Raw genomic sequence first — 26,155 nt, 5'->3', positions numbered from 1 at the left:
ATCATGCTGCGACACGTGAGCTTTGATGCGTCTGCACGCCGTTTTGTGCTGACCTGCGTGTTAGCGCTTTGCGCAATTTTGGCGCTCTCGGCCTGTCAGCGCGATGTGCTGAAAGTCGATTCTGGCGAAAAACCAGCGCCGCAGGTGGTCGAAGCTGCGCCTGCGCCTCAAGAACCGATCTCGGACGAGGAGGCGGCGCTCAAAGAGGTGGAGAATTCCACCGTTGATGATTCCGCTTTTCGCGCTGAGACCGTACCAGCCATGGCGTTGGTCTTAGCGATGTCTTGGCAACCGGGGTTTTGTGAAACGCGACCCAAGAAATCCGAATGCCAAAGCCAAACGGCAGACCGCTACGACGCCAACCACTTCACGCTGCATGGTCTGTGGCCGCAGCCGCGCAGCAAGGTTTATTGCGGCGTGTCAAAAACCAATGTCTCGCGCGACAAGAATGGCAATTGGCTCGATCTGCCGGCGGTGCAAACAAGCGTCGCCACAAAGGCGCGGCTTGACAGAATTATGCCCGGCACACGCTCAAGCCTCGACCGGCACGAATGGATCAAGCACGGAACGTGCTATTCGCGCACAGCAGAAACTTACTATCGCGATTCGCTTGCTTTAATGGACAAGATCAACACGTCTGCCGTGCAGCGCCTTTTCTCGGCCAATATCGGGCAAACGCTGAACGCTAACCAAATCCGCGCTGCTTTTGACGACAGCTTTGGGCGCGGCACGGGCGAGCGGGTACGCGTGGCGTGCAAGCGCGATGGCAACCGGCTGCTGATCACTGAATTGACATTGGGGTTGAATGGAGTGGTTGGCGCTGATCCTGATATCGGACGCCTCGCCTCGCGATCACGGCCTATTTCCGCTGGTTGCCCCGGTGGCATTGTCGATCCGGTTGGGCTGCAATAATGCGGGCTGCCCTCATACAGCTTAGCTTTATGGTGATGGCACTTTTATCGGCAGCGTTTCCGGCAACCCATGCGGCTGCGCAAGACGCAACCGAAGCGGCGGAAATCAACACCGAACTGCGCAACGAATTGCGGGCCCGTTGGCAGCGCACGGATGTTATAATTCTTTCTCCCGAAGACGCGCTCGATGCCAAGCGACCCTCGCAGGGATCAAACAACCGTTCCTGGCGGGTGGAAAATGAAGACTTCTCTTGGGTGCAGACATTCGCAACCATCGTGCTGATCGCTTTGGTAGCACTGGGCCTTTATCTGTGGCTGCAAAACAAGATGGGGGGCGGGCTGTTTGCAAAGCCTGCTGAAGACCGCAAATTTGATGTTGAGGGGATGGAAGTTGGCGGCATGGATGTAAGCGCCAGCAACGAATTTTCCGTTGATGACATTATGCGCCATGGCGACCCACGACAGGCGCTTCGACTGCTGATGGTGAACGTTCTTGCCCGCGCTGCCAGAACCAACGATGTGCCTGTACGCCGTTCGTTGACCGCGCGGGATATTGTGGCGCGGCTGCCAGAGACCTGGGCAGGAAGAGAGCGGGTTGCCGATTTGGTCAGCCAAGCTGAACCCATTCTATTTGGTGGACGCGATCTCTCTGCCGAGCGGCTCAGCGATCTGGTGGAACAAGCACGGCCCGTCTTGGCGCTCAATCGGGGGACGCCATGAGCACCAGCCAAGCAAGCTCCAACACAGTATTGAGCGCACAGCAGGCCGGCAATCCTGGGGCAACTTTGGGCGTCGGACTGGCTGTGCTGTTAAGCGTGGTCCTCTTCTACTGGATATGGACCCAACCGCCGCCTATCGACCGTTCGGTGATCGGCACGAGCGGTCTTGTGCATCATGCACGCCAGAGCGGGCTTGATGTGCGCAGTGTCTCGAACGGCGTGCCGCTCGAAAAAGGAGCAGTCGGCCTGCGCGTGTTGCCTTTGTATGATACGAATACGGCGGCGCGCTCAAGCGACGAGGCGCAAAGCGATTTCGACGGCAACCTGCGCAATATTTCGACCACGGCGTTGCGTAACAAAATTGCCGGTGCGCCGACGATGCTGGTGCTACCCAAATGGGGCTACGGCACCTTGCGGTTGGAGCGCCTGCATCCGGAACTGCTGCTCAATCCGGGTTCTATTGCAGTCGTGGATACGAATTTGGGTGAATTTGCCCAAAGCCCCTATCGGTTGGAAAAGGTGCCCCTGACAGCCGCACGCAACGACAGCGTGCCCGACACCATCAGCGCGATGACGTTGCCAGACGTAACGCTAATCTCGGCGCAATCAGCATCGCTTCTCACGCGGCTGCGAAACACCAGCTGTGTTCCCATCATTGCATCAGGCACTGAGGTGTTCCTGTTGTCTTGCACCTTAAGCGAAAACAGTGCTCGATTTTGGCTGCTGACCGATCCTGACCTGATCAACAATCACGGGCTTGTGCGCGGTGAAAATGCGGTCTTTGCGGTTGAACTGCTGAAAGCCTTGGCAAATGACAAGCCGATTGTTTTCGACTTCAGCACACGAGAGCGATCCCCATCCCGCCAAGGCCGCAGCCCGTCTCGCGACCGATCCTTCGCCGATCTTGCCCGCTTCTTTGGCTATCCGCTCAGTCTCGTTTGGCTGATGGCTGGCTTGCTTGGTGGCTTTACCCTGTGGAGGGCTTGGGTGCGTTTTGGTGCGGCCAATACGGGGGACGGCGAAAACGCGATGGCGGTATCGAAACTGACGGCCATTGACGCCAACACTCGCATTCTGCGCGCATCCGGCAGCGACGGAGCGTTGGCAGCCTCTCACGTGACGCAGCGCTTGGAGCGGCTTGCCATTGATCTGTTGGGCAGCCAGCGTAAACCGGGGCGCGCGGGGGAAGAGCAGGTTATTGCCCTGATCACACGCCGCTTCCCGGAATTGGGCGGCAGGCTTTCGCGGCAGGTGGAGCAACTCGCACCCGGCTATCTGATGAGCGATCCGGGCCGGATTGCTGCAACCCTTTCTGATTTTGAAAAGACCCTTTTGGAGATTCGTCATGAATTTGGACGACCTTCAGCGCCTCGCCGCTGAGATCAAACATTCCGTTGCACAAGCGGTGCACGGGCAAAATGCCATTATTGATATGCTGCTGGTAAGCATTTTCGCCCGTGGCCATTGCCTGCTCGAAGGACCGCCCGGCACTGCAAAAACGTTGTTGGCTCAGAGCTTGGCTACATCGCTGAAGCTCGATTTCAGCCGCATTCAGTTCACACCCGACCTGATGCCCGGCGACGTGTTGGGCGCGAACGTGTTCGATTTCAAAGCGGGCGCGTTCAACCTCATCAAAGGGCCGGTGTTCACAGACATTTTGCTGACCGACGAGATCAACCGCGCGCCGCCTAAAACACAAGCCGCGCTGTTGCAGGTCATGAACGAGCGGAAGGTGACGATTGACGGCAAGGACTATGCCGTGGGCGATCCGTTCTGCGTGGTCGCCACCCAAAACCCGATTGAACACCAAGGCACCTATCCGCTGCCGGAGGCGCAGCTGGACCGCTTTCTGTTCAAACTGGTTCTCGATTTTCCCAACGAAGCGGACGAGATGGAAATTCTGCGCCGCCACGCGCTGCAACCACTGGAACACGATGCGCGGAAGATTGGCATCAAGCCGGTCGCCACGCGCAAGGCCATTCGTGATGGACAGGATCTGGTCGACACAATCCGTCTGGAAGAAGACATTCTTGCCTATGTGCTGCGGCTCGTGCGGACAACGCGCACCGACAGCGCGATCAGCCACGGCGCATCAACCCGTGCGGCGGACGCACTTTGCGGGGCAGTGCGGGCCTGTGCGGCGCTGCAAGGGCGCGACTACGCTCTACCGGACGATGTGAAAATGCTGTTTGCGCCTGCCATGCGCCACAGGATCGTGCTTTCGCCCACGGCAGAAATCGAAGGCCGATCATCCGATGATGTGCTGGAGCAAATTCTCAATCAGGTGGAAGCGCCGCGCTGATGAGACCTTCCGCACGGCTTCTGTGGTTGGCTTTGGGGGGATTGCTCTTTGCAATCGTCTGCGTCGCTGTGCCTGCCTTGCCGGTGGAGGCTGCCACCCTTCCTCTGGCCGGATTGGTGCTAGCGGTTCTGATAGACTTAGCGGTCAGCCTGCGCGGCGGCGCGGTGCAGCTTGAAGCGATACAGCCCAACGACGTGTTCACGGGCGAAGCGGCGAAGTTCCATCTTCGACTGTCCAGTCGCTCGCCACTGCTGCTGAGCCTGTTTGTTGAAGGGCGGGTGCAGACCCAGGACGGGTTGCAAGCGCCGGAAGTGTTTTCCTTCGTCGCGCAAGACGATGCACTTGTTTGCGATTTGCCCCTGAAAGGCGTGAAGCGCGGAACGTGGATGATCGAACGGCTCTGGCTTAAATGGAGCAGCCGCCTGGGCCTCATTGAATTCGTGCCCAGTCACCGCATCGACCATGCGGTTGCCGTTGTACCCAATATCCGGCCCATCACATCAGGTGAAATCGATCTGAAATTGCGCTCCGCTCTTTTCGGCATGAAAGAAACTGTGTGGCGCGGCGAAGGGTCGGAATTTCACCAGATGACCGAATACGTGGCCGGCATGGACCCGCGGTCTATCGACTGGAAACACTCTGCCCGCCACCAGAAAATGCTGGCCAAGGAAATGCGCGCGGAGCGCAACCATCAGGTCGTCATGGCCGTCGATAACGGGCAGCTGATGCGTCAGGAGATCGACGGGCTGGCAATGATCGATCACATGATCAACAGCGCACTGGCGCTGACTTGGGCCTGCCTGCAAAGCGGCGATCTTGTTGGCCTGCTGGGATTTGATGCCCGCCCGCGCCATTACGCACCGCCCGCGCCGGGGCAAAAGACATTTGCGCTGATGCGCCGTCAGATGGCTGATCTGGAATACAGTTCTGTTGCCACCAATCACACGCTGGCGCTCTCTCACCTGCAACAAAAGTTGCAAAAGCGTTCGCTCATCGTGGTCCTGTCAGATTTCGCGGATCCGCTGAGCGCCGAATTGCTGCTCGACCATATGACCATTCTCAACCGGCATCATGTGGTGATTTTTGTGAGCCTGCGCGACCCAGTTCTGGAAGAGGTCGCAATGGGCAAAACCTCCAGCATGGATGGTGTGGCGAAAGCTGTGTCAGCCGCCGAAATGCTCAAAGAACGCCGCTCCGTTCTCGACCAAATGTCGGCGATGGGTGTCTATGTGATCGAGACCTATCCCGGCCAGATGACGCCACGATTGCTCTCCACCTATCTCGATATCAAAGCGCGGGAGGTGATATGAGTACCGAAGACCTGATGCGCTCCGCGCGCTTTCGCAAAGAGCGTGAACAAGAATGGAAACGGCTTTCCGATCTCGTGACGCGGGTAGAAAAAAGTGGCGTTCAGAATCTGGGTTTTGAAGACGCCGAACGGCTCACCGCGCTTTACAGGCAAGCGATGAACTCGCTCTCGCTTGCCCGTGAAATTTCGCTCGACAGGGCATTGCTCACCTATCTGGAAAGTCTGTGCGCGCGCGCCTATCTCGCAGTCTACGCGCCGCGCGATACGCTGGTCGGGTTGGTGGGCCGATACTTCAAATCGTCAGCACCCCAAGCGGTGCGCCGCTCTTGGCTGGCCTTCTTGCTGGCCTTCATCGCGATGGCATCGGGCGCGACGCTTGCCTACTTTCTGACGCTGCAAGATTCCAGCTGGTATTATTCTTTCGTTCCCGGCGGTTTGGCAGGCGGGCGCGGGCCGGACGCAACAGCCGAATATCTGCGCGGGGTCATTTACGACGACACGCCGCCTTCGCTTGATCAACTGACAGCTTTTTCAACCTCACTGTTTGCCCACAACACGCAAGTCTCCATTTTCGCGTTTGCTTTGGGGGTAATGGGTGGGCTGCCAACGGCGATACTGACCTTCTACAACGGCACGATATTGGGCACATTTTTCGCCATCCACGCTGAAAAAGGTTTGGCGTTTGATCTGTTTGGCTGGCTGTCCATCCACGGGGTGACCGAGCTAACGGCCATCATGATGGCGGCGGCCGGCGGGTTTCGGCTCGCAGGGGCGATCCTATTTCCCGGCAACAACACGAGAAGCTATGCGCTGCGGCTGGCTGGGCGCGATGCGATCAAGCTGATCATCTTAGCAGCCATCATGCTCATCGTGGCGGGAATTCTGGAAGGTGTGTTTCGCCAGACAGTCCAAGATCCGTGGCTGCGCATCACAATCGGTTGGGGCGCGGGTGCGCTCTGGCTGGCATGGATTGTGCTCTGCGGCCGTGAAGAGATCAACGCAAACGAACGGCAGGCGGGCTGATGCGCAATCCGTTACGCAGAAGAACGCCCGAGGAGAAGCAGCGTCGTGCTACAAAACGGGCTCGCAAGGCGCAAGAATCCGGCTTGAAACAGTTTCAGATTATTCCACCCGAAGGCGTGCCGCTGAACCTTACGCTCGCTTCCATCTCCGCACGCGCAGGCGCGCAACTGACCGATTTTTTGGTCACGTTCATGATAGCCTTTTTGTTGATTTTGCTGGTGATCTTCGCAAGCGGTGGTTCCGGCACAGTGATAACCATTGCTGGCGCGTTGATCTTTTTCTTTGTGCGTGTGCCCTATTACATCGTCACCGAACTGGTCTGGAACGGGCGAACGCTGGCTAAACGCTGGATGGGTCTGCGGGTAATCTCGCTGGATGGCCGCAGCCTGACCGCGCATCAAGTGGTTGTTCGCAATGTGCTGAAGGAAATCGAGTTCTTTGCACCGCTCACCTATCTGATGGTGTCCGGCAACAATTCGATCTTGATCACGCTCACCGCGCTCGGCTGGCTGGTGATATTGTTTGTTGTGCCGTGGCGCAGCAAGAAGAACCAACGCATCGGGGATATCGTTGCCAATACCTGCGTGATTGACGACCCTGCCCCCGTCCTGCTGCGGGATATGGCCGCTGACGACCCGACGCGCGCGAGGGAACGGTTTGTCTTCACAAGCGATCAACTTGATCATTATGGCCGGTTCGAGCTGCAAACGCTGGAGCAGGTTTTGCGGGTTTCGCAGGATGTATCGCAGTCTTCGCGCAAACAGCAGGATAAGAACATCCGCGAAATCACCGAGCGGATCGTCGCCAAGATCGGCTACGGCGAAAGAATAGAAGCTGCCGACGCACGTGATTTCCTGTCCGCATTTTACCGTGCACAGCGGGCACATCTGGAAAGCCGCAAGTTGTTTGGCGATGCCCGCGAGGACAAGTTTTTCCGCGCCGATGACGTTGGGCAGGACTCAAAATAGCGGTAGTGTAACAAGATTCGATCAAACGACGAGGAAACACGATGAGCGATACTTCCCAACCAAACCCGCGCCCTACGATGGGCGGCACCCCAAGCACTCTGGGCATCGGCACGATGTTGGGTGAAACCTTCAGTATCTTTGTAAGCCGCATCGGCTTGTTTGCGGTGATCGGCATGGTGGTCATGATCGCGATCAGTGTTTTGACGTTTATGTTCTTTGGCAGCGCCCTTTTGGACGCTAATTCACTGACCAATCCGACCAGCTTTTGGACGGCCACGGTTTTTGCAAGCATTCTGTCTCTTGTCGGCACCTCGCTTCTGATGGGTATTCTGGCTCTTGCGGCTTATGACGCAAAACTGGGCAGACCAGCACGCTTGAGTGTGTATATCGGTGCCGCGCTGAGCGTGATTGTTCCGCTCACCGTCCTTTCAATCGTCAGCGCCATTGCGATGTCTATCGGCTTTATATTGTTGATTGTGCCGGGCCTTTACATCCTGACAGTCTGGTGTGTTGCAGCGCCAGCAATCGTTATTGAACGCGCGGGCTTCTCCGGCCTAAGCCGCAGTGCGGAACTGACCAAAGGCTATCGCTGGCCCGTGTTTGGCTACATAATCTTGCTGTTCATCATCAACATCGTCATCGCCGGCTTGTTCATGCTCGTCGCGGGGCTGGCGTCTTTCACTGCGCCCAATACCATTGTTGATTATATCGTGCAGGGCGTTGCCAACGGCTTGTCGACGGCAATCTACGCCATCGGCGTGGTCGTTCTGTTTGCACGGTTGAAAGAAGTAAAAGAAGGCTTGGGCATGGAAGACTTGGCGGACGTGTTCGCCTAATCGAGACGATAACTGCGGAGCGTCCAAGAGGCGCTTCGCAGCCTGCCTAGCGGAAATGTTTGGACAGCTTGAGGCCTTGCGCCTGATAGTTGGATTTCAGGTCTGCGCCATAGAGCGCGTCGGGCTTTTTGAGCATCCGCTCATAGACCAAACGCCCGACAATCTGTCCATGCTCAAGAATGAACGGCACTTCGTGGGAGCGTACTTCCAGCACGCCGCGTGCGCCTGCGCCGCCAGCTTTGGCGTGGCCAAAGCCGGGATCGAAAAAACCCGCATAGTGAACGCGGAACTCTCCCACGAGCGGATCAAACGGCACCATTTCCGCCGCATGGCTTGGCGGCACATGGACGGCCTCCCGCGATACCAGGATGTAAAACTCATCCGGGTCCAGCACGAGGTCATCTGAACCGCGGTTGTGAATCGGCTCCCAATAATCGAGCACATCGCAGGCCGCTTTTTTGTCCACATCGACCACGCCTGTGTGGCGCTTGCCGCGATAGCCAACAAGGCCGTTTTCATCACCGGTCAGATCAATCGACATGGCGATGCCGCGCGCGTCGATGTTCGGCTCTTCTGCCGCGACCAGCGTTTGCGCCTGATGCAGGGCCAGTAATTCTTCAGCGTCCAGCAGCGCGTTACCCTGCCGGAAACGTATTTGCGAAAGGCGCGAGCCCGTGCGGGCGACAATGGGGAACGTTCGTGGCGAGATTTCCAGATAAAGCGGACCGGAATATCCAGCCGGTACTATATCGAATTGCTGGGCGTTATCAGTAATGACGCGGGTGAAAATATCGAGCCGCCCCGTGGAGCTTTTGGGATTGGCAGACGCCGCAATCGCTTTCGGCAGATCAAGCTTTTCCAGCAGCGGCACGATATATACACAGCCCGTCTCCAGCACCGCACCGTCGCGCAGGTCGATCTCGTGCATGGAAAAGCGCTTGAGCTTGTCCATCACCGTCGCATCGCGGCCCGGCAGGAAGGAAGCGCGAACGCGGAAGGCTTTTTTGCCCAAGCGGAGATCGAGCGAAGCCGGTTGAATCTGGTCACCATCCAACTTGCGCACAGCCTTCAACGCACCCTGCTCGAAAAGCTGGGCGATCTGGGCGTCGCTCAATATGCCTGCACGTTTGCTCATGATGTTTCGTATCGCTCAACCGCCATTGACGCAAAGCGGTAAGGGGCTTAATCCAACGCTTGTTCAGTGGTGATTTGGCCGGTCGGCTTGCAGCCACTTAAAACAAGTCGCTAAAGGGCCGATTTTGCGGAGGATACGTCTGCAAGTTTGGAACCGGTTTTGCGACCCATTTTGGGAAAGGCGCGAAGCCGGTTTTTTTGTGCCGGTTTGCGTCTGCACAGCAGGAGACAGAATATGAATGAGAATTGGAAACCGGCAACGAGGCTGGTTCACGCCGGGCAAACGCGCTCCGAACACGGCGAGACGTCCGAGGCGCTCTACCTGACGCAAGGCTTTGTCTATGACAGCGCGGAGGCCGCCGAGGCGCGTTTTGCAGGCGACGAGCCGGGCTACATCTATTCGCGCTACGCCAACCCAACCGTCTCCATGTTTGAAGAACGCATGCGTGACCTAGAGGGCGCGGAAGCAGCTTTTGGCACAGCCAGTGGCATGGGCGCGATTTCATCTGCCCTGCTGTGTGATCTGAAAGCTGGCGATCATGTGGTTGCCGCGCGCGCACTGTTCGGCTCTTGCCGCTGGGTGGTGGAAAAACTGATGCCGCAATTCGGAATTGAGACCACTTTGGTCGATGGTGCGGACATGGACGCATGGAAGGCGGCCGTCCGCCACAACACCAAGACACTGTTTCTGGAAAGCCCAACAAACCCAACGCTGGAATTGTGCGATATTGCAGCCGTGGCCGCGCTCGCCAATGAAAACCGGGCGCGGCTTGTGGTGGACAATGTATTCGCCACGCCAATCCAGCAAAAGCCGCTGGAACTGGGTGCACATACGGTCGTCTATTCGGCCACCAAACACATTGACGGGCAGGGCCGGTGTCTCGGCGGCATCGTGTTGTCGGATGAGGAATGGCTCAACGATCACTACTACGATTATTTCCGTCACACCGGACCGTCGCTCTCACCATTCAACGCGTGGGTCTTGCTGAAAGGCCTGGAGACGCTGCCGTTGCGCGTGGCGCAGCAAACCGCAAACGCGGCCAAGGTCGCCGATCATCTGGCGGAGCACAAAGCGGTTTCGCGCGTCATCTATCCGGGCCGCGACGACCATCCGCAGGCAGAGCTGGCCAAGCGGCAGATGACCGGCGGTTCAACGCTGGTCGCGTTTGAGCTGGCTGGCGGAAAGGCGAGCGCGTTTGCCTTCGAGAACGCCCTGCAATTGGTGGCGATCTCCAACAATCTGGGCGACGCGAAAAGCCTCATCACCCATCCTGCCACGACCACGCACAAAAACCTGTCCGACGCTGACCGCGACACGCTTGGCATTTCGCCGGGCATGGTGCGGCTGTCGCTCGGTCTGGAAGATGCCGACGACCTGCTCGCCGATATCGAGCAGGCCTTGGCGAAAGTCTAAATACCGGACTGCGCCAGCAAGTCTTTCAACGAGACTTGCGGGCGCGGGCCGATATGCTGGATCACTTCCGCTGCCGCAAGGCCGCCAATGCGCGCGCAGTCTTCCATCGAGCGGCCCGTTGTCAGACCGTACAGAAAGCCAGCCGCGTAAAGATCGCCAGCGCCAGTTGTGTCTTCCAGTTTGTCGATAGAATGGGCTGCGACTTCGCTTGTCTTTTCGCGGGTCACAACAATCGACCCTTCCTCGCCCTGCGTTACCACAGCCAGAGCCGTATCTTCGCGCACTGAGGAAACCGCTGTCATCAAATCCGCTGTCTGGTAGAGTGATTTCAATTCAGCGTCGTTGGCAAACACGATATCCACCGTGCCAGACCGCATCAGATCAAGAAATTCTTCACGATAGCGGTCCACGCAGAAAGGGTCGGATAAGGTGATCGCAGTTTGGCGCTTGTTTTCATGCGCGATGTTTGCCGCCAAGCGGATTGCTTCCTTGGCCCGGGGTGGGTCCCACAGATAGCCTTCAAAATACGTCACTTGTGATGCTGCAACCACATCGGCATCAACATCTTCTGGGCCAAGTTCCACGCAGGCGCCGAGATAGGTGTTCATGGACCGTTCGCCATCCGGCGTGACAAAGATCATCGAACGCGCTGTGGGCGGCACGCTCTCCAACGGCTTGGTGTCGAAGTGAACGCCAATGGCGCGGATATCGTGGGTGAAGACGCCGCCCAGATGGTCGTCCGCCACTTTGCCCAAATACGCAGCCTTCGCGCCAAAGCTGGCTATGCCCGCCGCCGTGTTGCCTGCCGAACCGCCCGAAGCCTCCACCGCTGGACCCATCGCGGCATAGAGATGCTCGGCGCGGTCTGCATCAATCAGGTTCATCGCGCCCTTGTTGATGTTTTCACGAACGAGGAAGTCATCCTCGGCGCGGGCGATAATATCAACGATGGCGTTGCCGACGGTCAGCACGTCGAATCTAGGATCAGCCAAGGTAAGCTCCCAAAGGTGGCGAGAAAGTTGGCCCCCTTTAGCGAAGCTGTGCGGCTGCGCCAAGGGTTACTTGTCTTGAGCCAGAACGCTCCCCATGTGGGTGAGGAATTAGACCCCTCGTGACCAAAGACCAGCCATGCTCGCAAACGCTATATCCCGATCAGTTTCGCAGGTTTTCTCCGCGCCGTTCCGTGCCGTGTTGTGGAAATCGATTGGTCTGACCATCGTGTTGCTCATCGGCCTATGGTTTGTGCTGGAAGCGTTGATCTCAACTTTCCTGATGCCGTTTCTCGGACCGTGGCCTTGGGTAGCGACTGCGCTGGCATGGATTCTTGGCGGTGGCTTGTTGATCGCAATGGGCTTCTTGATAGCCCCGGTGACGTCGTTGTTTGCCGGCGTGTTTCTCGATGAGGTGGCTGAAGCCGTGGAACGGACCCATTACCCTAAGGATCCCGTCGGCACACCGCTGGCGCTTCGCCAATCGGTCATGATCGCGCTGCGGTTCTTCGGACTTGTGATTTTGGGAAACTTGGCCGCTTTGATCTTGGTGCTGTTTTTCGGCCTTGGCGTGCCGGTCTTTTTCGTGGTCAACGGCTATTTGCTGGGTCGAGAATACTTCCAGTTCGCAGCTTTGCGCCACGTTTCTGTGGCTCAAGCTGATGCCATACGACTGCAAAACGGGACGCCGATTTTCCTTGGTGGTCTTGCCATCGCAGCGTTGCTGGCCGTGCCGATCGTCAATCTGCTGACACCGCTGTTTGCAGGGGCCTTGATGACCCACGTTTACAAAGCACTGGCCGCACGCAGCTCAGTAGCCGCCTGACGTTGCAGCCTCATCGCCATCGAGAGCCGCTAAAAGGTCATCCAGAACGCCGGATGCACCGAAGCGAAAGGTTTTCGGCGCGGCCCAGTCCGGCCCCATAATGCGGTCGGCAATTGCCAAATAGGTTGCGGTGTCTTCCACCGTTTTCACACCGCCAGCAGGCTTAAAACCAACTGGTTTACCGCTATCGGCAATCGCTTGGATCATGATTTCAGCCGCGTGGGGCGTTGCGTTGATCGGCACTTTGCCCGTCGACGTCTTGATGAAATTCGCACCAGCTTCGATGGCCATATGGCTCGCCTTGCGGATCAACTCATCGCTGCCCAGCTCGCCCGTCTCGATTATGACTTTCAACAAAGCCTTCCCCGCACATTGCTGGGCAATGGCTCGCACCAGCTTACTGGCAGCTTCTTCGTCACCAGCTTTGAAAGCACCGTAGGGAATGACCAAGTCAATTTCGTCTGCCCCGTCGCGGATGCAGGTTGCGGTTTCCAGCACGGTCATTTCCTGCAAATCCGTGCCGCCGGGAAAATTCACGACCGTGGCGATGGGGATGACCTTTCCCCGCGCGCGGGCGGTCAGAACCTTGTGGGCATGGGCGACGAAACGTGGCCAGATGCAGATCGCCCCAACCCTGCCGTGGGGCGTGTGGGCTCGCTCGCACAAAACATCGATATCGGCGTGGCTGCAATCGGCGTTGAGATTGGTCAGGTCCACCATCGGCAAGGCGCGGGCGGCAGCAGATTTGCGGACGTCTTTGTCCAAGGTCTCGGTCATAGAATATCTCGATCCAGATCTTTTTGCAGCACATAAGCCAGAAGCCGCGTCAACAACAGGCCACCCTTGGGTGCCATTGTCTTTGTCTCTTCATGACCGAGTTCCTGTCCCGTCATTCCGGCTGCGAAATTGGTGATGACGGAGAAAGCCGCAACTTCCATTTCAAAAAACCGCGCCAGAATAACCTCCGGCACCGTCGACATGCCAACGGCGTGAGCGCCCATCACGCGGGCCATGTGGATTTCAGCTGGTGTCTCGAAGGTTGGGCCGGAAAACCACATATAGACGCCATCCGATAAAGGCACATCGATCTCGTCCGCCGCCACCGCAAAGCGGTTGCGCATGACGGGATCATACGCAGTGGTCATGGAAACAAAGCGCGCATCCGTCGGCTCGCCGATCAGCGGGTTGGTGCCGGAGAAATTGATGTGGTCGGTGATCTGCATGATCGAGCCGGGCGGCATGTCCTCTTCCAGCGATCCGGCCGCATTGGTGAGGATCAAGCGGCGCACGCCGCAATCAGCCAAGGCCTCCAGCGCGGGGCGCATCGCGGCGGCGTTGCCTTGCTCGTAGTAGTGAATCCGGCCGGACAGCACTGCGACCTTGTTGGGACCAATCGTGCCGAGGATCAGTTCAGCGCTGTGGCTGGATACAGTGCTTTCGGGAAACTCGACAATTTCCGAATAGGGTGTGCGGGAGATGATATCGACAGCATCGACGAGACCGCCAAGGCCAGAGCCGAGGACAATCGCGATTGTCGGCTGGAAATCTCCCAGCACTTCGTGGAATTTTTTCATTCTTAGGCTTCCAGATCAAACGAGGCGGGCAAGAGTTCGGCTATGGTCAGCGTCTCCACCACGCCTTGGGAATCGCACAGGTGAACGGGCGTGTCGCCTTTTGCAAATTCCGCGATGCGCTGGCGGCAACCGCCGCAGGGCGTGGCGCGGTCGGCTTTTTCCGCCATAACGAGAATTTCTGAAATCTCCCGCTCGCCTGCCGTCACCATGTGGGCGATGGCTGAGGTTTCCGCGCACCAGCCTTCAGGAAAAGACGCATTTTCGATGTTGCAACCAGCGTAAATCACCCCCGATGCCGAGCGTATGGCCGCGCCAACGGGGAATTTCGAATAGGGAGAATAGGTGTTCGCCATGGCCGCCTTGGCCGCGTTGAACAGATCGGCGTTGCTGCTCAAACTATCTCTCCTTCGAATAGGGAACGCCACCGGCCTTTGGCGGAATGGCCTTGCCGATGAAACCAGCGAGCAAAATGACCGTGAGAATATAGGGCAGCGCTTGCATCAACTGTACCGGCACCGTGCCAATCAGCGGCAGGGCAACACCTTGATAGCGGATTTCGATAGCACCCAAAAAGCCGAACAGCAGGCAGGCCCACATGGCCGCAACAGGCCGCCATTTGGCGAAGATCAATGCGGCGAGCGCGATGAAGCCACGGCCCGCCGTCATGTCCTTGACGAAGCCTGCCGACACACCGATGGCGAGAAACGTGCCCGCAAAACCGCACAGAATTCCGCATACGATCACGGCGCGATAACGCGCCCATGTGACCGATATGCCAGCGGTATCGACAGCGGCCGGGTTTTCGCCCACAGCGCGCAGGCGCAGGCCGAAGCGGGTGCGGAAGAGAACCCACCACGTCACCGGCACCATGATGAAAGCGAAATAGGCGATGAGGTTGTGGCCGGAGATCAACTCTTTGTAGATCGGCCCGAGTATCGGGATGACGTTCAACGTCTCCGCCAGCGGCAATTCAATGGGCGTGAACCGAGCGTCTTGAGGCAATTGCGGCGTGCGGCCACCGGCGCTGAACCACGCATTGCCAAGGATAATCGCGGCACCCGCCGCGATGAAGTTGATCGCCACGCCGGAGACGATCTGATTGCCCTTGCTGGTGATCGAGGCGAAGCCGTGGACGAGCGCAAGCGCGACGGAAATGATGATTCCCGCGCCAAGGCCGAGCCAAGCAGATCCGGTGACGGCTGCTGCCGCACCAGCCGCAAAAGCAGCGCCGAGCATTTTGCCTTCCAGCCCAATGTCGAAAATACCGGCACGCTCAGAATAAAGCCCCGCAAGACACGCCAGCAAAAGCGGCACAGCAGAACGGACGGTCAGATCAAGAAGTTGAAGCAGCGTCTCCATTATTCGCCTGCCTCCGGCAACACGTCCTGCGACTTGGTGGTCGACAGGCTGGAGAACGCACGCGACAGGCCGGGGCGGAACAGATTTTCCATTGCACCAGCAAACAAGATCACAAGGCCCTGGATCAGCAAAATCATATCGCGGGTGATGTTGGGCATGTCGAAGGAAAGCTCTGCGCCGCCCTGATACAATGCGCCGAACAGAATCGCAGCCGGAACGATTCCCGCCGGATGGGAGCGGCCCATCAGCGCCACGGCGATGCCGACAAAGCCTGCGCCTTCCACGAAGTCCAGCTGCAGCCGCGCTTGGTCACCCATCACAGGGTTTAGCGCCATCATTCCGGCTAGGCCGCCGGAAATCATCATGGTGACGATAATGATTTTTGCCTCCGGCATGCCTGCATAGATTGCCGCCTTCGGGCTGGAGCCGAGGGTTCGCATTTCATAGCCAAAGCGCGTGCGCCAGATCAGCACCCAGACGAGAAATGCCATCAGAAGCGCCAGCAGGAAAGTGATATTGAGCGGTGATGCGCCCATGTCGAGGCCGAATGGTTCGAACAGCCCGCCAAGCTTCGGCAATTGCGCCCCTTCGGCAAAATCGCGGCTGCGGGGGCCAAGCTGCGCAGATTTTTGCAGCGGGCCGGACAGCAGATAGACCATAACGGCAGCGGCGATGAAGTTGAACATGATCGTCGTGATAACGATATGGCTGCCGCGCTTGGCCTGCAAAAAAGCCGGAATGAAAGCCCAGAACGCGCCGAACAAGGCCGCGCCGATGATCGCCAGCGGGAAGGTCAGCCACCACGGCAGCGTTCCATCGAGCGAAAGGGCTACAAGGCCAACGCCCAAACCGCCGATATACGCCTGACCCTCGCCGCCAATGTTGAACAGAGCGGCATGAAAGGCCACCGCCACCGCAAGGCCGGTGAACATGAAGGTGGTCGCGTAGAACAGCGTGAAGCCCAGATTGTAGCCGGAGCCAAACGCGCCTTTGACCAGTAGATAGGCAGCCTCCAGCGGACTCTCGCCAACGAACAAAACCACCAGCCCCGAAATGAGAAAAGCCACCGTCACATTGATCAGCGGCATCAGGCCGTAGTCGACCCATTTCGGAAGAGGATTGATCATTGCAGCGTCGCCCCATCGGGTATCGCGCCTTCGGCATTGACGAGCGAGAGCAGTGTGTCTGTGTCGGATACCTTGACGAAATCGCCGTCCAGCACGGCGAGCATCATGGCGTGAATTTCATCGGCGGAGAAATGCCTGCCGTTCTTGTCATGGTTGGAAAGCGAAGCAGTAGCATCGCCAGCCAGATAGACCATGAAGCCGAGATTGCCAGCCATCCGTGCGGTCGTGCCAACGCAGTGTTCCAGATGAACACCGGCAACGACAATCTGTGCCGCGTTATGGCCTTCCAGCGCCTGCATCAGATCGGTGCCCACGAAGGCGTTGGTCGTGCGCTTTTCGATCACTTCCTCATGGGGCAGTGGTGCGACTTCGGGACAGAATGCGTGGCCGGGTTTGCCGGGGGCATAAGGCGAAGCGGGGTTCATATCGTCGTGGCGAATGTGGATGACGGGGTCGCCCCGCTCGCGCCACGCGGCGAGCAGACGCGCGGCGTTGGCCTCTGCTTCCGGTTGGCCACGCTCGCCCAGCGCGGGATCGGATCCGGCTTTCTGCATATCGATGATCAACAGCGCAATGCTCACGTTTTCGGCTCCAGTTTCAATTGTCCTGTCGACGGATCACCTTGGAAAAACGGATTGTAGGCAACTTCCCACAGATGGCCATTCGGATCTGCGATGTAGCCGGAATAACCGCCCCAGAAAACCTTTTCAGGCCGCTTTTGTGGATGGGCTCCCTGCAAAACCGCGTGATCGAACCATGTGTCCACCGCCGCCTCGCTTTCGAGGTTCACGGCCAGCGATACGCCGCGAAAGCCGATAGGCGTCACTTCAGTATTTGCATCTTCCGCCAGCGCAGCGTGGCTATAAAGACCGAGCACAATTGAATGGCCTTGGAGGAAGGTAACGCTTTCCTGGCTCGCGGTTGTATCGGCCCAGCCGAGCGCGGTGTAAAATTGCGTCGAACGCACAAGATCGGCAACACCCAACGTGACGATTGAGATATTGGCACCCATTGCTGTCGTCTCCGCGCCTTTTCAACCCAGACAATGCCCCACGAATTCGGTGCCGTCGAGTGGGAGAAAGCAACACAAAAAAGCCCGCCCTGATCGCTCAGGACGGGCCAGATTGTTTGCCGAAACTGCCGGGCGATTACACGCCGGGGACAGCCTCTCCACCAGAAGATTTGCGCACTTTTTTCGTGGCAGTTTTCTTGGTTGGTTTGGCGTCCACTTCTTTAGCGCGGTGCTTCATGAAGTGGTCGAATTCTTCCTGATCTTTCGCGCGGCGAAGCTCGCGGGCGTAATCGTCGAATTCGGCACGCATGGAGTCCAGCTCGCGGCGTTTTTCGTCCAAGCGGCGAAGTTCAGCTTCACGCCAGTCGTCAAAAGCGACGTTGCCAGTGCGGTCAAAACCATGCGGCTTTGCGTAGCTGGCACCACGTTTGAACGTGTTGGCCATGGAGTCAGTTGCGTTGTTCACGTCCGCCTTGAACTGGTCGAGACGGTCGCCCCAGATGATATAGGCGATCATGGCGAGGCCGAGCGGCCAGAAGATCATGAAGCCGATAACCATCATGGCGATCGTAACAGGTGTCCAAGCGGGACGGATGAGAGCGTTGGTCATGAGGAATTTCCCCTTCCTGAGCCGTGTGAATGCAGGCAAGGGAAATGAGGCCCGTTCCTGCTTGTCTAAAACGTAGGGCAGGAAATGGGGCATTCAAGTTATTTTGGTTAAAGTTTTGTAAAGACTGTCTTATTCGACGCCTTCAACGATGATCAACTCTGAATCAGCCACCGCTTGGCGGATTTTCACCGCGTTTTGATATTCCACCGTGTTGTAACAATCGAGTGCCGCCTGCACCGAAGGAAACTCGATCACCACGTTGCGCGCGCGATTTTGACCTTCCATGGAATGGGTTTCGCCGCCGCGCACGAGGAATTTTGCGCCGTGTGCCTCAAAGGCTGGCTTAGCGGTCGCCACATAGTCGGGGTAGCGCTCGGGGTTGTTCACATCCACCCGTGCGATCCAATAACCTTTTGCCATGTGTCAGCCTCCTGCCATTTCTTCAACGATTGCGAGCGCCGCAGCGCGACGGTCTTCAGCGCCCATAATGGGCCTGCCGATGACCAAATGGGAAGCCCCCGCAGCCAGAGCTTTTGCAGGTGTCATCACCCGCTTCTGGTCGCCCACATCCGCACCCGCCGGGCGGATGCCGGGGGTGACGATGGCCATGTCGGGGCCGACGATTGTGCGGATCATTTCGGCCTCTTGGGCAGAGGCGACCAAGCCGCCCATGCCAGCTTCCCGCGCCTGCTCGGCGCGTTTTTGAACCAAGGCCCGCGCATCCAGCGCGTATCCGGCTTCCTTGAGGTCTTCATCGTCCATTGAAGTCAGCACCGTCACGCCAAGCAATGTCAGCGGATTGTCGCCCAAGGCTGCAACGGCTGCCCGCATGGCTTTTGGATAAGCGTGGAGAGTCAGCATCGACACGCCCATCTGCGCCACGCTTTCCACGCCCTTGGCGACGGTGTTGTCTATGTCGAGCAGTTTCAGATCGAGAAAAACCTGCTTTCCCGCGTCGATCAATTCGCGTGCAAGGTGAAATCCATTCTCGCGCTCCGGCGCATAGGCCAGCTGATGACCGATCTTGTAGAAGGAAACGCTGTCGCCCAATTCAGCCACTGCCGCGCGGGCTTGCTCCATTGTAGGAACATCAAGTGCGAGGATGAGGCGGTCGTCGGCCATGGTTGGCACCGGATTTAGGAGAACTGCTTGGCCCGTTCTATCAACTTGGCGCTCATATTTTGCAAGAGCGAGATCTGCCGTTCGTTCGTCAGATTGCCGTCATCATCGAACGCGCTGCCAGCCGGACCGACGCACAATTGCGCCGGAATAGCATCCGCACCGACATTGATGAACACGTCACGCATGTGGCTGAGGCCGCGAATTCCGCCCAAGGCACCGGGCGAACACGAGGCCAGGGCGAAGGCGCGGCCCGCGTAAGGCTTGCAGCCAACATCGCGGGAAAGCCAGTCAAGCGTGTTCTTCAAAAGCGGTGTGATGGAAGCATTGTATTCGGGGCAGACAAAAACCACGCCCTGATGCTCGCTCATCAAAGCCGCCAGTTTCTTCGCCCCTTCCGGCGCACCGTTCTCTTCTTCCCAATCGCCATCATAAATCGGCATGGGATAATCAGCGAGAGAAACGAGGGTTGCGCTTGCGCCATCTTTTTCAAGTTGCCGCACGATCGTTGCGCCCAATTGGGCATTGATCGAACTGGCGCGGTGGGAACCGGGAATGACGAGAATTTTGGGGGCGGACATGAAAAGGAATTCCTTCAAAACAACAATTGCAAAGAACTAACGTGCGCCCCGCAGGACGGTTGCCAATCAGTCCGCAAAACTGTCGAAAAAGCCCTTCATGCGCGAGAAGAAGCCGGTGGATTCCGGGCTGTTGGCCTCTGAGGATTCTTCCTCGAATTCCTGCAGCAATTCGCGCTGACGGCGTGTCAGGTTTTGCGGCACCTCAACGGCGACTTGGATGTACATATCGCCAAACTGCGAAGGCTTCGCCGAGGGGTTTTGACGCATCACGGGCATGCCCTTGCCGCGCAACCGGAACTGCTTGGCGTTCTGCGTGCCTTCCGGCACCTTCACACGCGTCTTGCCACCTTCGACCGTACCGACCTCGAACTGACCGCCGAGAGCGGCGGTCGTCATGGAAATAGGAACGCGGCAATAAATGTCTGCGCCATCGCGCTGGAAAAACTGGTGCGGTTTCAGCGACAGGAAAATATACAGATCGCCGGTCGGTCCACCGCGCATGCCCGCTTCGCCTTCACCCGCAAGCCGGATGCGCGTGCCGTCTTCAATGCCGGCAGGCACGTTTACCGTCAGCGTTTTGGTCTCAACTGTACGACCCGTGCCGGAGCAATCGCCACAGGGGTCGGAAATCACCTCACCGCGGCCTTGGCAGGACGGGCATGTGCGCTGAACGGAGAAAAAGCCAGACGACGCCCGCACTTGACCCGCGCCACCGCAGGTGGAGCAGGTGGAGGGCGATGAACCGGGTTTCGCGCCGGAGCCGGAACAGGTGTCGCAGGAAACGGCGGTGGGAATTTCCACTTCTGCTGTCTTGCCGGAATAGGCTTCTTCCAGCGTAATTTCCATATTGTAGCGTAAATCAGCGCCACGCTGACGACCGCCGGACGAGCGGCGTGCGCCGCCCATCATCTCGCCGAAAATGTCCTCGAAAATATCGCCCATGGAACCGCCGCCGAAGCCACCGCCCCCGCCAAAACCGCCGCCACCGTTTTCAAAAGCGGCGTGGCCGAATCGGTCGTAGGCGGCCCGCTTTTGCGGGTCTTTCAGCGCCTCATAAGCCTCGCCAACTTCCTTAAACTTGGCTTCCGCCTCCGCATTATCGGGGTTTCGGTCGGGATGATATTTCATCGCCATTTTGCGGAAAGCGCTTTTCAGCTCTTTCTCGTCCGCATCACGAGAAACGCCAAGCGTGTCGTAATAGTCTGCCTTGCTCATTGTTCTTTTCTTTCCAACATGGCGTTCAGGCGCGTCAGCCCCGCAAGCCGCTATCCGTCATTGTGTGCCAAGAGGGAGCGAAGGCGGAAGCGGACATGGAATGGCCTGACAGATGATGGTTTCCAGCGCGAAACAAAGTTTCAATTGGTCGGCTTCGATTAGACTGATCGGGCTTCAAAAAAATCCCCGCCCGCACTGTGCGAGCGGACGGGGATGATCTTGTCGATCTCTTAAAAGCGCAGCGCGTTACGCCGACTTTTTCTCGTCTTCGTCGTCGATTTCTTCGAAATCGGCGTCCACAACGTTTTCGTCTGCGGCGGCTGCGGTTTCAGCATCGGCAGCGGCGGCTGCCTCCTCTTCAGACTGCTGCGCTTCGTAGATCGCCTGACCCATTTTCATGCTGGCTTCCGCCAGCGCCTGGGTTTTCTGTTCGATCTCTTCTTTCTCGGACAGCTCGTTTTCAACCGTCGATTTCAGGTCGGTCATCGCCATTTCGATGACTTCCTTCGTGGACGCATCCAGCTTATCGCCATGTTCTGAGAGCGACTGCTCGGTCGAGTGCATGAGCGCCTCGGCCTGGTTGCGGGCTTCAACGCTTTCACGCTTCGCCTTGTCCGCTTCAGCGTTGGCCTCGGCTTCCTGAACCATTTTTTCGATATCCTCGTCGGACAGACCGCCCGATGCCTGGATACGGATTTCGTGGCTCTTGCCGGTGCCTTTGTCTTTGGCGGAGACGTTCACGATGCCGTTGGCGTCGATGTCGAACGTCACCTCAATCTGTGGCACGCCGCGCGGTGCGGGTGGGATGCCGACGAGATCGAACTGGCCGAGTGATTTGTTGTCGGCTGCCATTTCGCGCTCGCCCTGAGACACGCGGATCGTCACCGCGTTTTGGTTGTCTTCGGCGGTCGAGAATGTTTGCGACTTCTTCGTCGGGATCGTTGTGTTGCGGTCGATCAGGCGGGTGAACACACCACCCAGCGTCTCGATGCCGAGCGACAGCGGGGTCACGTCGAGCAGCAGCACGTCGGTCACGTCGCCTTGCAAGACGCCTGCCTGAATGGCGGCACCCATGGCAACCACTTCGTCCGGGTTCACGCCTTTGTGGGGCTCTTTGCCGAAGAAGTCTTTCACGGTTTCCTGAACCTTCGGCATGCGGGTCATGCCGCCGACCAAGATCACCTCATCGATATCACCAGCTGAAAGACCAGCGTCTTTGAGGGCTTCGGACATCGGCTTGACCGTGCGCTTAACCAACTCGCTGACGAGGCTTTCAAACTTCGCGCGGGTCAATTTCATGGTCAGATGTTTTGGGCCGGAAGCGTCTGCTGTGATAAACGGCAGGTTCACTTCGGTCTGCGAACCGGAAGACAATTCGATTTTCGCTTTTTCAGCAGCTTCCTTGAGGCGCTGCAGGGCCAGCTTGTCGGTCTTCAAATCGACGCCTTGGTCTTTCTTGAACTCGGCTGCCAGATATTCCACCAGCGCCATGTCGAAGTCTTCACCGCCAAGGAACGTGTCACCGTTGGTGGATTTTACTTCGAACACGCCGTCGCCGATTTCGAGGATCGACACGTCGAACGTGCCACCGCCGAGGTCGTAGACTGCAATCGTCTTACCGTCATTCTTCTCCATACCATAGGAGAGCGCGGCAGCCGTTGGCTCGTTGATGATGCGCAGCACTTCCAGACCGGCGATTTTGCCCGCGTCTTTCGTGGCCTGACGCTGGGCGTCGTTGAAGTAGGCGGGAACCGTGATGACGGCCTGCTCAACCTTCTCGCCCAGATATTCCTCTGCGGTTTCCTTCATCTTCTGAAGGATCATCGCCGAAATCTGCGAGGGGGAATATTTGTCGCCGTTCACCTGAACCCAAGCATCGCCGTTGTCGCCTTTGACGATTTCGTATGGGACGAGCTTCTGGTCTTTCTTCACTTCCGGCGAGTCGAAACGACGGCCGATCAAGCGCTTGACCGCGAAAAGGGTGTTTTCAGGGTTTGTGACTGCCTGACGTTTGGCGGGCTGGCCGACCAGTCGTTCGCCGTCGTCGGAAAACGCCACCATCGACGGCGTCGTGCGCGCGCCTTCGGCGTTTTCAATTACTTTGGGGTTTTTGCCGTCCATTACGGCGACACACGAATTGGTGGTGCCGAGGTCGATACCGATAACTTTAGCCATTTTGTCTCTCCTTAAAGCGCCCTGTCTGTTGGAACCCGTAAAAACCCTTGCGGGCTGGCATTCGTGGCAACAAGACCTATTGGATTTTCACTTCATTTGCCGTGTAAGCCGATTTGGAGGAAACTTGTTCTCCAACGCGGCTAACCGAGCGTCGAGCGGTATATAGTTAGCTGGTTTCGCCCCTGCAAGGATTTGCCCAAGAGATTCTTTGCGCCAAAATGCCCCCAGCGCTGCAATCAAAGCAAAAATCATGATTGAACTGCCAAAAGGCGTGAAACACTGGCCCGCCTATTTCGACCGGACAGCGCAGGAAAACTTGTTGCAAACCATCCGCGATGGTGTGCGCGAAGCCCCGCTTTTCACCCCCCGCATGCCGAAGACGGGGAAGGAAATGACCGTTCGCATGACGAATTTTGGCGAACTGGGCTGGGTGACCGACAAAGAACGCGGTTACCGCTATCAGGACACCCACCCGCAAACCGGCATGCCTTGGCCTGCCATGCCGCAAGCGTTCCTTGATCTGTGGGATGCTCTTGCCGACCACCGGCGCCCGCCACAGGCTGCTTTGATCAACTGGTATGCCGATGATGCCAAAATGGGCCTGCACCAGGACCGTGACGAGGCCGACTTGTCCGCCCCCGTGCTTTCGATCTCGCTGGGCAATGAATGTCTTTTTCGAGTGGGTGGCATAAAGCGCACCGACAAGACCCAAAGCTTCCGCCTGTGCAGCGGCGATGTGATGATGTTGTCCGATGAAGCGCGGCTGGCGTTTCACGGCGTGGACAGGATTTATGCGGATACCAGCGATTTATTGAAGGCGGGCGGACGGATAAACGTTACGCTACGGCGAGTGAACTAGGCGGCGGGCCAATTAGAAGGAAACACAATGAAATTTTCAGATCAAATGGCCAAAGCCATGCCTGAAGGCATGAAATTGCCGGAAGCGTTTCGCAAGACGTTCGACTGGATGGAAGCGCGTGGTCATCTGGACCAGATCGAGGGCGATTTCAGCGAAGGGTTCAACGACACGATCCTGTATCTTTATCCGGCTAACGAGGCCGAGGAAGAGGGGGCATCGTTCGCCTGTTTCGTTACCCCGCCCTACCCCTTCACATTTGGCTGGGAGGAGCGCGATGCCTCGCTCGACAACCGTTATTTCGAGTTTGCCCGCACAGGCGCCGATGGTTCGATGGCCGGTTTCTGGCTAGACGATGATGGCAAACAATGGGTCGTTCACCGAGGCTCGGGGTCAGGCTCCATCTGGACGGGGTTGATCAGCGATGACCCAGTGGATTTTCTGCGCTTGCTCGCAATTGGCTATGTGGAGCCCTGCTTCGACGAAGGCCATGGAGCCACACCATTGGGCGCGCAGATGATCGCAGAAGGCGTGGATGAAGAGGAATGGGAACAACTGCGCGCAGAAAGCGACGAGCCGGACGAGGAATACCCCGAACCGATTGTCCCAACCGCTTTTCGGGAATTTGTGACCACCACTTTCGGTGTTACGATTCCCGAAACGGCGCTGGAGCTTTTGAATGATCACGCATCTGACCAGCCGTATGACAGAAACGACCCCTTCGTGTCCTGGGTCGAGAGCGTTCAGCCGGAGGGGGAAGCCCGCGATTTCATTGAGGATTTTGAGGAAGAGCTCGACGAGGAAACCATCAAGGCGATTGAAGAAGCCCAAGAGCGTATCAACTCCATAGACAACGATCCAAACCTGAGCGACGAGGAAAAACTAGAGCGGATCTCAGACATCTATGAGGAAATCGAGCGGCTTTGATTGCGCAGCCAGATCCTCAGACACCCTGACCGCACCTCCCCAATTGATTTATCGAAGGTCTTTTTTCGGGTGGGTGGCGTTCCATGGGGACGACAGAATTTATGCGGGCACAAGCGATTTGTGAAAGGCAGGTAGGCGGATCATCGGGGCGCTGCGGCGGGTTGGCGAATGATCGCTTGAAACTAACTGCACAGACTGATTTGCAGACTTCAATTTCCAAGCATCAAACAGCTTTCCCATATTTTTAAGATCTTTGACTTATCCCGATCCTAGGATGGGACGGTTTTATGATCTCTATTAAAAACATACAGAACTCGCCGTACTTCGCCATATCTTCCAGCGGTGAAGAACCTTGGGTTATGAAACCCAGTCCGGGTATCACGTGCCGTTTCGTTATGGTGTATCGGCAAGTGGTTTCGCGTGGTTCTTTGACCCAGAAGAAGGAGTGTTTGTCTACGATGTCGAGCGGCAAACACTGAAAGCACGGCTGAGGGTTCCCGCAGCCACACAGGTTGTTCCCGGTATCGACAAGCCGGAGCCGGATTGTTCGCATCGCAATCATGAAATGCTGGTCGGTCCAGATGGTCGCCATCTCTACCATCTCAACAGTCACGGCATCACGACGAGCGATCTGAGCGTTATCAACATTGAAAACGGAGAGATCGTCCGTTCTTTCAAAGATCTACCGGGAGGTGGCGAACTTTCGGAATTTGCGTGCTCGATAGCGCTGGATCAATTCAGCAGGCTGGCACTCGAGGGCTGTAATGTGGCTGGCGTTACCGTGCCCATGTCCATGCCCGTGTCCAAAATAAAGGTGGCCGGAAATGGGATTGCGTGCTTGCCTAGCAAAAAACTAATCCCCGTCGCCCATCCGTCCTCTAACCTCGCCGCCATCTCGTGCGTAAGAACGGTGGCGTCGGTCCGGCTTCGTCATGCGCAAGGGGCCGGTATGTAACTGGGGGCGATGACCGGATCGTCTCCCAAAGTGCACGTCACCCAGTTTCCAGCGCCATTCGGTTAAAGCCCGAAGGTCACGCGGTCGTTGCTCCCATGGGCTGAAAAGGTCCATGCAAACGCAGTCGGAAGGGTAGTCGTAAAAATATCGGGTGGAGCGGGCGGCGGCCTGCCACACAAACACACAACAGACACGGCGGACTTCCGCCCGCTCC

28 protein-coding genes and 1 riboswitch are annotated in these 26,155 nt (G+C 57.6%); of the genes, 13 read left to right on the top strand and 15 right to left on the bottom strand.

The window, feature by feature from the left end:
- Window positions 1-3 precede the first annotated feature (3 nt).
- From ACFQ14_RS10360 to ACFQ14_RS10325, 8 genes are read left to right on the top strand one after another with little or no spacing between them, the layout of a single operon-like run.
- Window positions 4-912 (top strand): ribonuclease T2 family protein, encoded by a 909-nt coding sequence (locus tag ACFQ14_RS10360; RefSeq protein WP_377212659.1) that lies wholly within the window; start codon window positions 4-6, stop codon window positions 910-912.
- Window positions 912-1,631, top strand: a complete 720-nt coding sequence (locus ACFQ14_RS10355; protein WP_377212658.1) for a DUF4129 domain-containing protein — start codon at window positions 912-914, stop codon at window positions 1,629-1,631. Before ACFQ14_RS10360 ends, ACFQ14_RS10355 begins: the two co-directional genes overlap by 1 nt.
- Complete coding sequence (locus ACFQ14_RS10350; protein WP_377212657.1) at window positions 1,628-3,010, top strand: hypothetical protein; 1,383 nt, start codon at window positions 1,628-1,630, stop codon at window positions 3,008-3,010. The genes ACFQ14_RS10355 and ACFQ14_RS10350 overlap by 4 nt, the downstream gene beginning before the upstream one ends.
- Window positions 2,976-3,932 carry an AAA family ATPase gene (locus tag ACFQ14_RS10345; protein WP_377212656.1) on the top strand — a complete coding sequence of 319 codons (957 nt, stop codon included), beginning with the start codon at window positions 2,976-2,978 and terminating at the stop codon, window positions 3,930-3,932. Before ACFQ14_RS10350 ends, ACFQ14_RS10345 begins: the two co-directional genes overlap by 35 nt.
- The gene (locus ACFQ14_RS10340; protein WP_377212655.1) at window positions 3,932-5,242 is read left to right on the top strand and encodes a DUF58 domain-containing protein; all 1,311 of its coding nucleotides are present in this window, start codon (window positions 3,932-3,934) and stop codon (window positions 5,240-5,242) included. The genes ACFQ14_RS10345 and ACFQ14_RS10340 overlap by 1 nt, the downstream gene beginning before the upstream one ends.
- The gene (locus ACFQ14_RS10335; protein WP_377212654.1) at window positions 5,239-6,264 is read left to right on the top strand and encodes a stage II sporulation protein M; all 1,026 of its coding nucleotides are present in this window, start codon (window positions 5,239-5,241) and stop codon (window positions 6,262-6,264) included. Before ACFQ14_RS10340 ends, ACFQ14_RS10335 begins: the two co-directional genes overlap by 4 nt.
- Window positions 6,264-7,232 carry an RDD family protein gene (locus ACFQ14_RS10330; protein WP_377212653.1) on the top strand — a complete coding sequence of 323 codons (969 nt, stop codon included), beginning with the start codon at window positions 6,264-6,266 and terminating at the stop codon, window positions 7,230-7,232. Before ACFQ14_RS10335 ends, ACFQ14_RS10330 begins: the two co-directional genes overlap by 1 nt.
- A 41-nt stretch (window positions 7,233-7,273) precedes the next feature.
- Complete coding sequence (locus ACFQ14_RS10325; RefSeq protein WP_377212652.1) at window positions 7,274-8,068, top strand: hypothetical protein; 795 nt, start codon at window positions 7,274-7,276, stop codon at window positions 8,066-8,068.
- A 46-nt stretch (window positions 8,069-8,114) separates the two neighbouring features.
- On the opposite strand, the gene ACFQ14_RS10320 is transcribed toward ACFQ14_RS10325, so the two are convergent.
- On the bottom strand, window positions 8,115-9,203 hold the full coding sequence (locus tag ACFQ14_RS10320) for a 2'-deoxycytidine 5'-triphosphate deaminase (protein WP_377212651.1): 1,089 nt from the start codon (window positions 9,201-9,203) through the stop codon (window positions 8,115-8,117).
- A gap of 56 nt (window positions 9,204-9,259) precedes the next feature.
- Window positions 9,260-9,337: riboswitch (SAM riboswitch) on the top strand.
- Window positions 9,338-9,437: 100 nt separating this feature from the next.
- Between ACFQ14_RS10320 and ACFQ14_RS10315 the strand changes: the two genes are divergently transcribed.
- Complete coding sequence (locus tag ACFQ14_RS10315; protein ID WP_377212650.1) at window positions 9,438-10,616, top strand: O-succinylhomoserine sulfhydrylase; 1,179 nt, start codon at window positions 9,438-9,440, stop codon at window positions 10,614-10,616.
- Here the strand turns inward: ACFQ14_RS10315 and ACFQ14_RS10310 are convergent.
- On the bottom strand, window positions 10,613-11,608 hold the full coding sequence (locus ACFQ14_RS10310; protein WP_377212649.1) for an adenosine kinase: 996 nt from the start codon (window positions 11,606-11,608) through the stop codon (window positions 10,613-10,615). The genes ACFQ14_RS10315 and ACFQ14_RS10310 overlap by 4 nt on opposite strands.
- A gap of 136 nt (window positions 11,609-11,744) precedes the next feature.
- Between ACFQ14_RS10310 and ACFQ14_RS10305 the strand changes: the two genes are divergently transcribed.
- A complete protein-coding gene (locus ACFQ14_RS10305) occupies window positions 11,745-12,431 on the top strand; it encodes a sulfate transporter family protein (protein WP_377212648.1) in 687 nt (228 codons plus the stop codon).
- On the opposite strand, the gene deoC is transcribed toward ACFQ14_RS10305, so the two are convergent.
- The 13 genes from deoC to dnaK form a co-directional block, all read right to left on the bottom strand.
- On the bottom strand, window positions 12,417-13,208 hold the full coding sequence (deoC, locus tag ACFQ14_RS10300; protein ID WP_377212647.1) for a deoxyribose-phosphate aldolase: 792 nt from the start codon (window positions 13,206-13,208) through the stop codon (window positions 12,417-12,419). The genes ACFQ14_RS10305 and deoC overlap by 15 nt on opposite strands.
- On the bottom strand, window positions 13,205-14,005 hold the full coding sequence (locus ACFQ14_RS10295; protein WP_377212646.1) for a purine-nucleoside phosphorylase: 801 nt from the start codon (window positions 14,003-14,005) through the stop codon (window positions 13,205-13,207). Before ACFQ14_RS10295 ends, deoC begins: the two co-directional genes overlap by 4 nt.
- 2 nt (window positions 14,006-14,007) lie before the next feature.
- Window positions 14,008-14,400: a cytidine deaminase gene (cdd, locus tag ACFQ14_RS10290; protein ID WP_377212645.1), complete on the bottom strand. Its 393-nt coding sequence runs from the start codon at window positions 14,398-14,400 to the stop codon at window positions 14,008-14,010.
- A 1-nt stretch (window position 14,401) separates the two neighbouring features.
- Window positions 14,402-15,364, bottom strand: a complete 963-nt coding sequence (locus tag ACFQ14_RS10285) for an ABC transporter permease (RefSeq protein ID WP_377212644.1) — start codon at window positions 15,362-15,364, stop codon at window positions 14,402-14,404.
- Entirely contained in the window at window positions 15,364-16,491 is a 1,128-nt protein-coding gene (locus ACFQ14_RS10280; protein ID WP_377212643.1) for an ABC transporter permease, read from the bottom strand. The genes ACFQ14_RS10285 and ACFQ14_RS10280 overlap by 1 nt, the downstream gene beginning before the upstream one ends.
- Window positions 16,488-17,072 carry a cysteine hydrolase family protein gene (locus tag ACFQ14_RS10275; RefSeq protein WP_377212642.1) on the bottom strand — a complete coding sequence of 195 codons (585 nt, stop codon included), beginning with the start codon at window positions 17,070-17,072 and terminating at the stop codon, window positions 16,488-16,490. Before ACFQ14_RS10275 ends, ACFQ14_RS10280 begins: the two co-directional genes overlap by 4 nt.
- Window positions 17,069-17,503 carry a VOC family protein gene (locus ACFQ14_RS10270; protein ID WP_377212641.1) on the bottom strand — a complete coding sequence of 145 codons (435 nt, stop codon included), beginning with the start codon at window positions 17,501-17,503 and terminating at the stop codon, window positions 17,069-17,071. The genes ACFQ14_RS10275 and ACFQ14_RS10270 overlap by 4 nt, the downstream gene beginning before the upstream one ends.
- Before the next feature lie 136 nt (window positions 17,504-17,639).
- Window positions 17,640-18,113 carry a DUF2852 domain-containing protein gene (locus ACFQ14_RS10265; protein WP_377212640.1) on the bottom strand — a complete coding sequence of 158 codons (474 nt, stop codon included), beginning with the start codon at window positions 18,111-18,113 and terminating at the stop codon, window positions 17,640-17,642.
- Between the two features lie 129 nt (window positions 18,114-18,242).
- Window positions 18,243-18,533 (bottom strand): DUF1330 domain-containing protein, encoded by a 291-nt coding sequence (locus tag ACFQ14_RS10260; protein ID WP_377212639.1) that lies wholly within the window; start codon window positions 18,531-18,533, stop codon window positions 18,243-18,245.
- Between the two features lie 3 nt (window positions 18,534-18,536).
- Window positions 18,537-19,235, bottom strand: coding sequence for an orotidine-5'-phosphate decarboxylase (pyrF, locus tag ACFQ14_RS10255; protein ID WP_377212638.1), 699 nt, complete (start codon window positions 19,233-19,235; stop codon window positions 18,537-18,539).
- A gap of 14 nt (window positions 19,236-19,249) precedes the next feature.
- Window positions 19,250-19,813, bottom strand: a complete 564-nt coding sequence (locus ACFQ14_RS10250; RefSeq protein WP_377212637.1) for an NADPH-dependent FMN reductase — start codon at window positions 19,811-19,813, stop codon at window positions 19,250-19,252.
- 66 nt (window positions 19,814-19,879) lie between these two features.
- Window positions 19,880-21,028 (bottom strand): molecular chaperone DnaJ, encoded by a 1,149-nt coding sequence (gene dnaJ, locus ACFQ14_RS10245; protein ID WP_377212636.1) that lies wholly within the window; start codon window positions 21,026-21,028, stop codon window positions 19,880-19,882.
- A 246-nt stretch (window positions 21,029-21,274) separates the two neighbouring features.
- Window positions 21,275-23,203, bottom strand: coding sequence for a molecular chaperone DnaK (gene dnaK, locus ACFQ14_RS10240; protein WP_377212635.1), 1,929 nt, complete (start codon window positions 23,201-23,203; stop codon window positions 21,275-21,277).
- Between the two features lie 250 nt (window positions 23,204-23,453).
- Between dnaK and ACFQ14_RS10235 the strand changes: the two genes are divergently transcribed.
- The 3 genes from ACFQ14_RS10235 to ACFQ14_RS10225 all read left to right on the top strand — a co-directional run bounded on the left by ACFQ14_RS10235 (window position 23,454) and on the right by ACFQ14_RS10225 (window position 25,941).
- Window positions 23,454-24,062, top strand: a complete 609-nt coding sequence (locus ACFQ14_RS10235; protein ID WP_377212634.1) for an alpha-ketoglutarate-dependent dioxygenase AlkB family protein — start codon at window positions 23,454-23,456, stop codon at window positions 24,060-24,062.
- 27 nt (window positions 24,063-24,089) lie between these two features.
- On the top strand, window positions 24,090-24,986 hold the full coding sequence (locus ACFQ14_RS10230; RefSeq protein ID WP_377212633.1) for a DUF1542 domain-containing protein: 897 nt from the start codon (window positions 24,090-24,092) through the stop codon (window positions 24,984-24,986).
- A 352-nt stretch (window positions 24,987-25,338) separates the two neighbouring features.
- Entirely contained in the window at window positions 25,339-25,941 is a 603-nt protein-coding gene (locus ACFQ14_RS10225) for a hypothetical protein (protein WP_377212632.1), read from the top strand.
- The last annotated feature ends 214 nt before the right edge of the window (window positions 25,942-26,155 follow it).

Origin of the sequence: Pseudahrensia aquimaris (assembly GCF_042676045.1) — a bacterium.
Lineage (GTDB): Bacteria > Pseudomonadota > Alphaproteobacteria > Rhizobiales > Rhizobiaceae > Pseudahrensia > Pseudahrensia aquimaris.
This window is presented reverse-complemented; position numbering and strand designations above follow the sequence as displayed.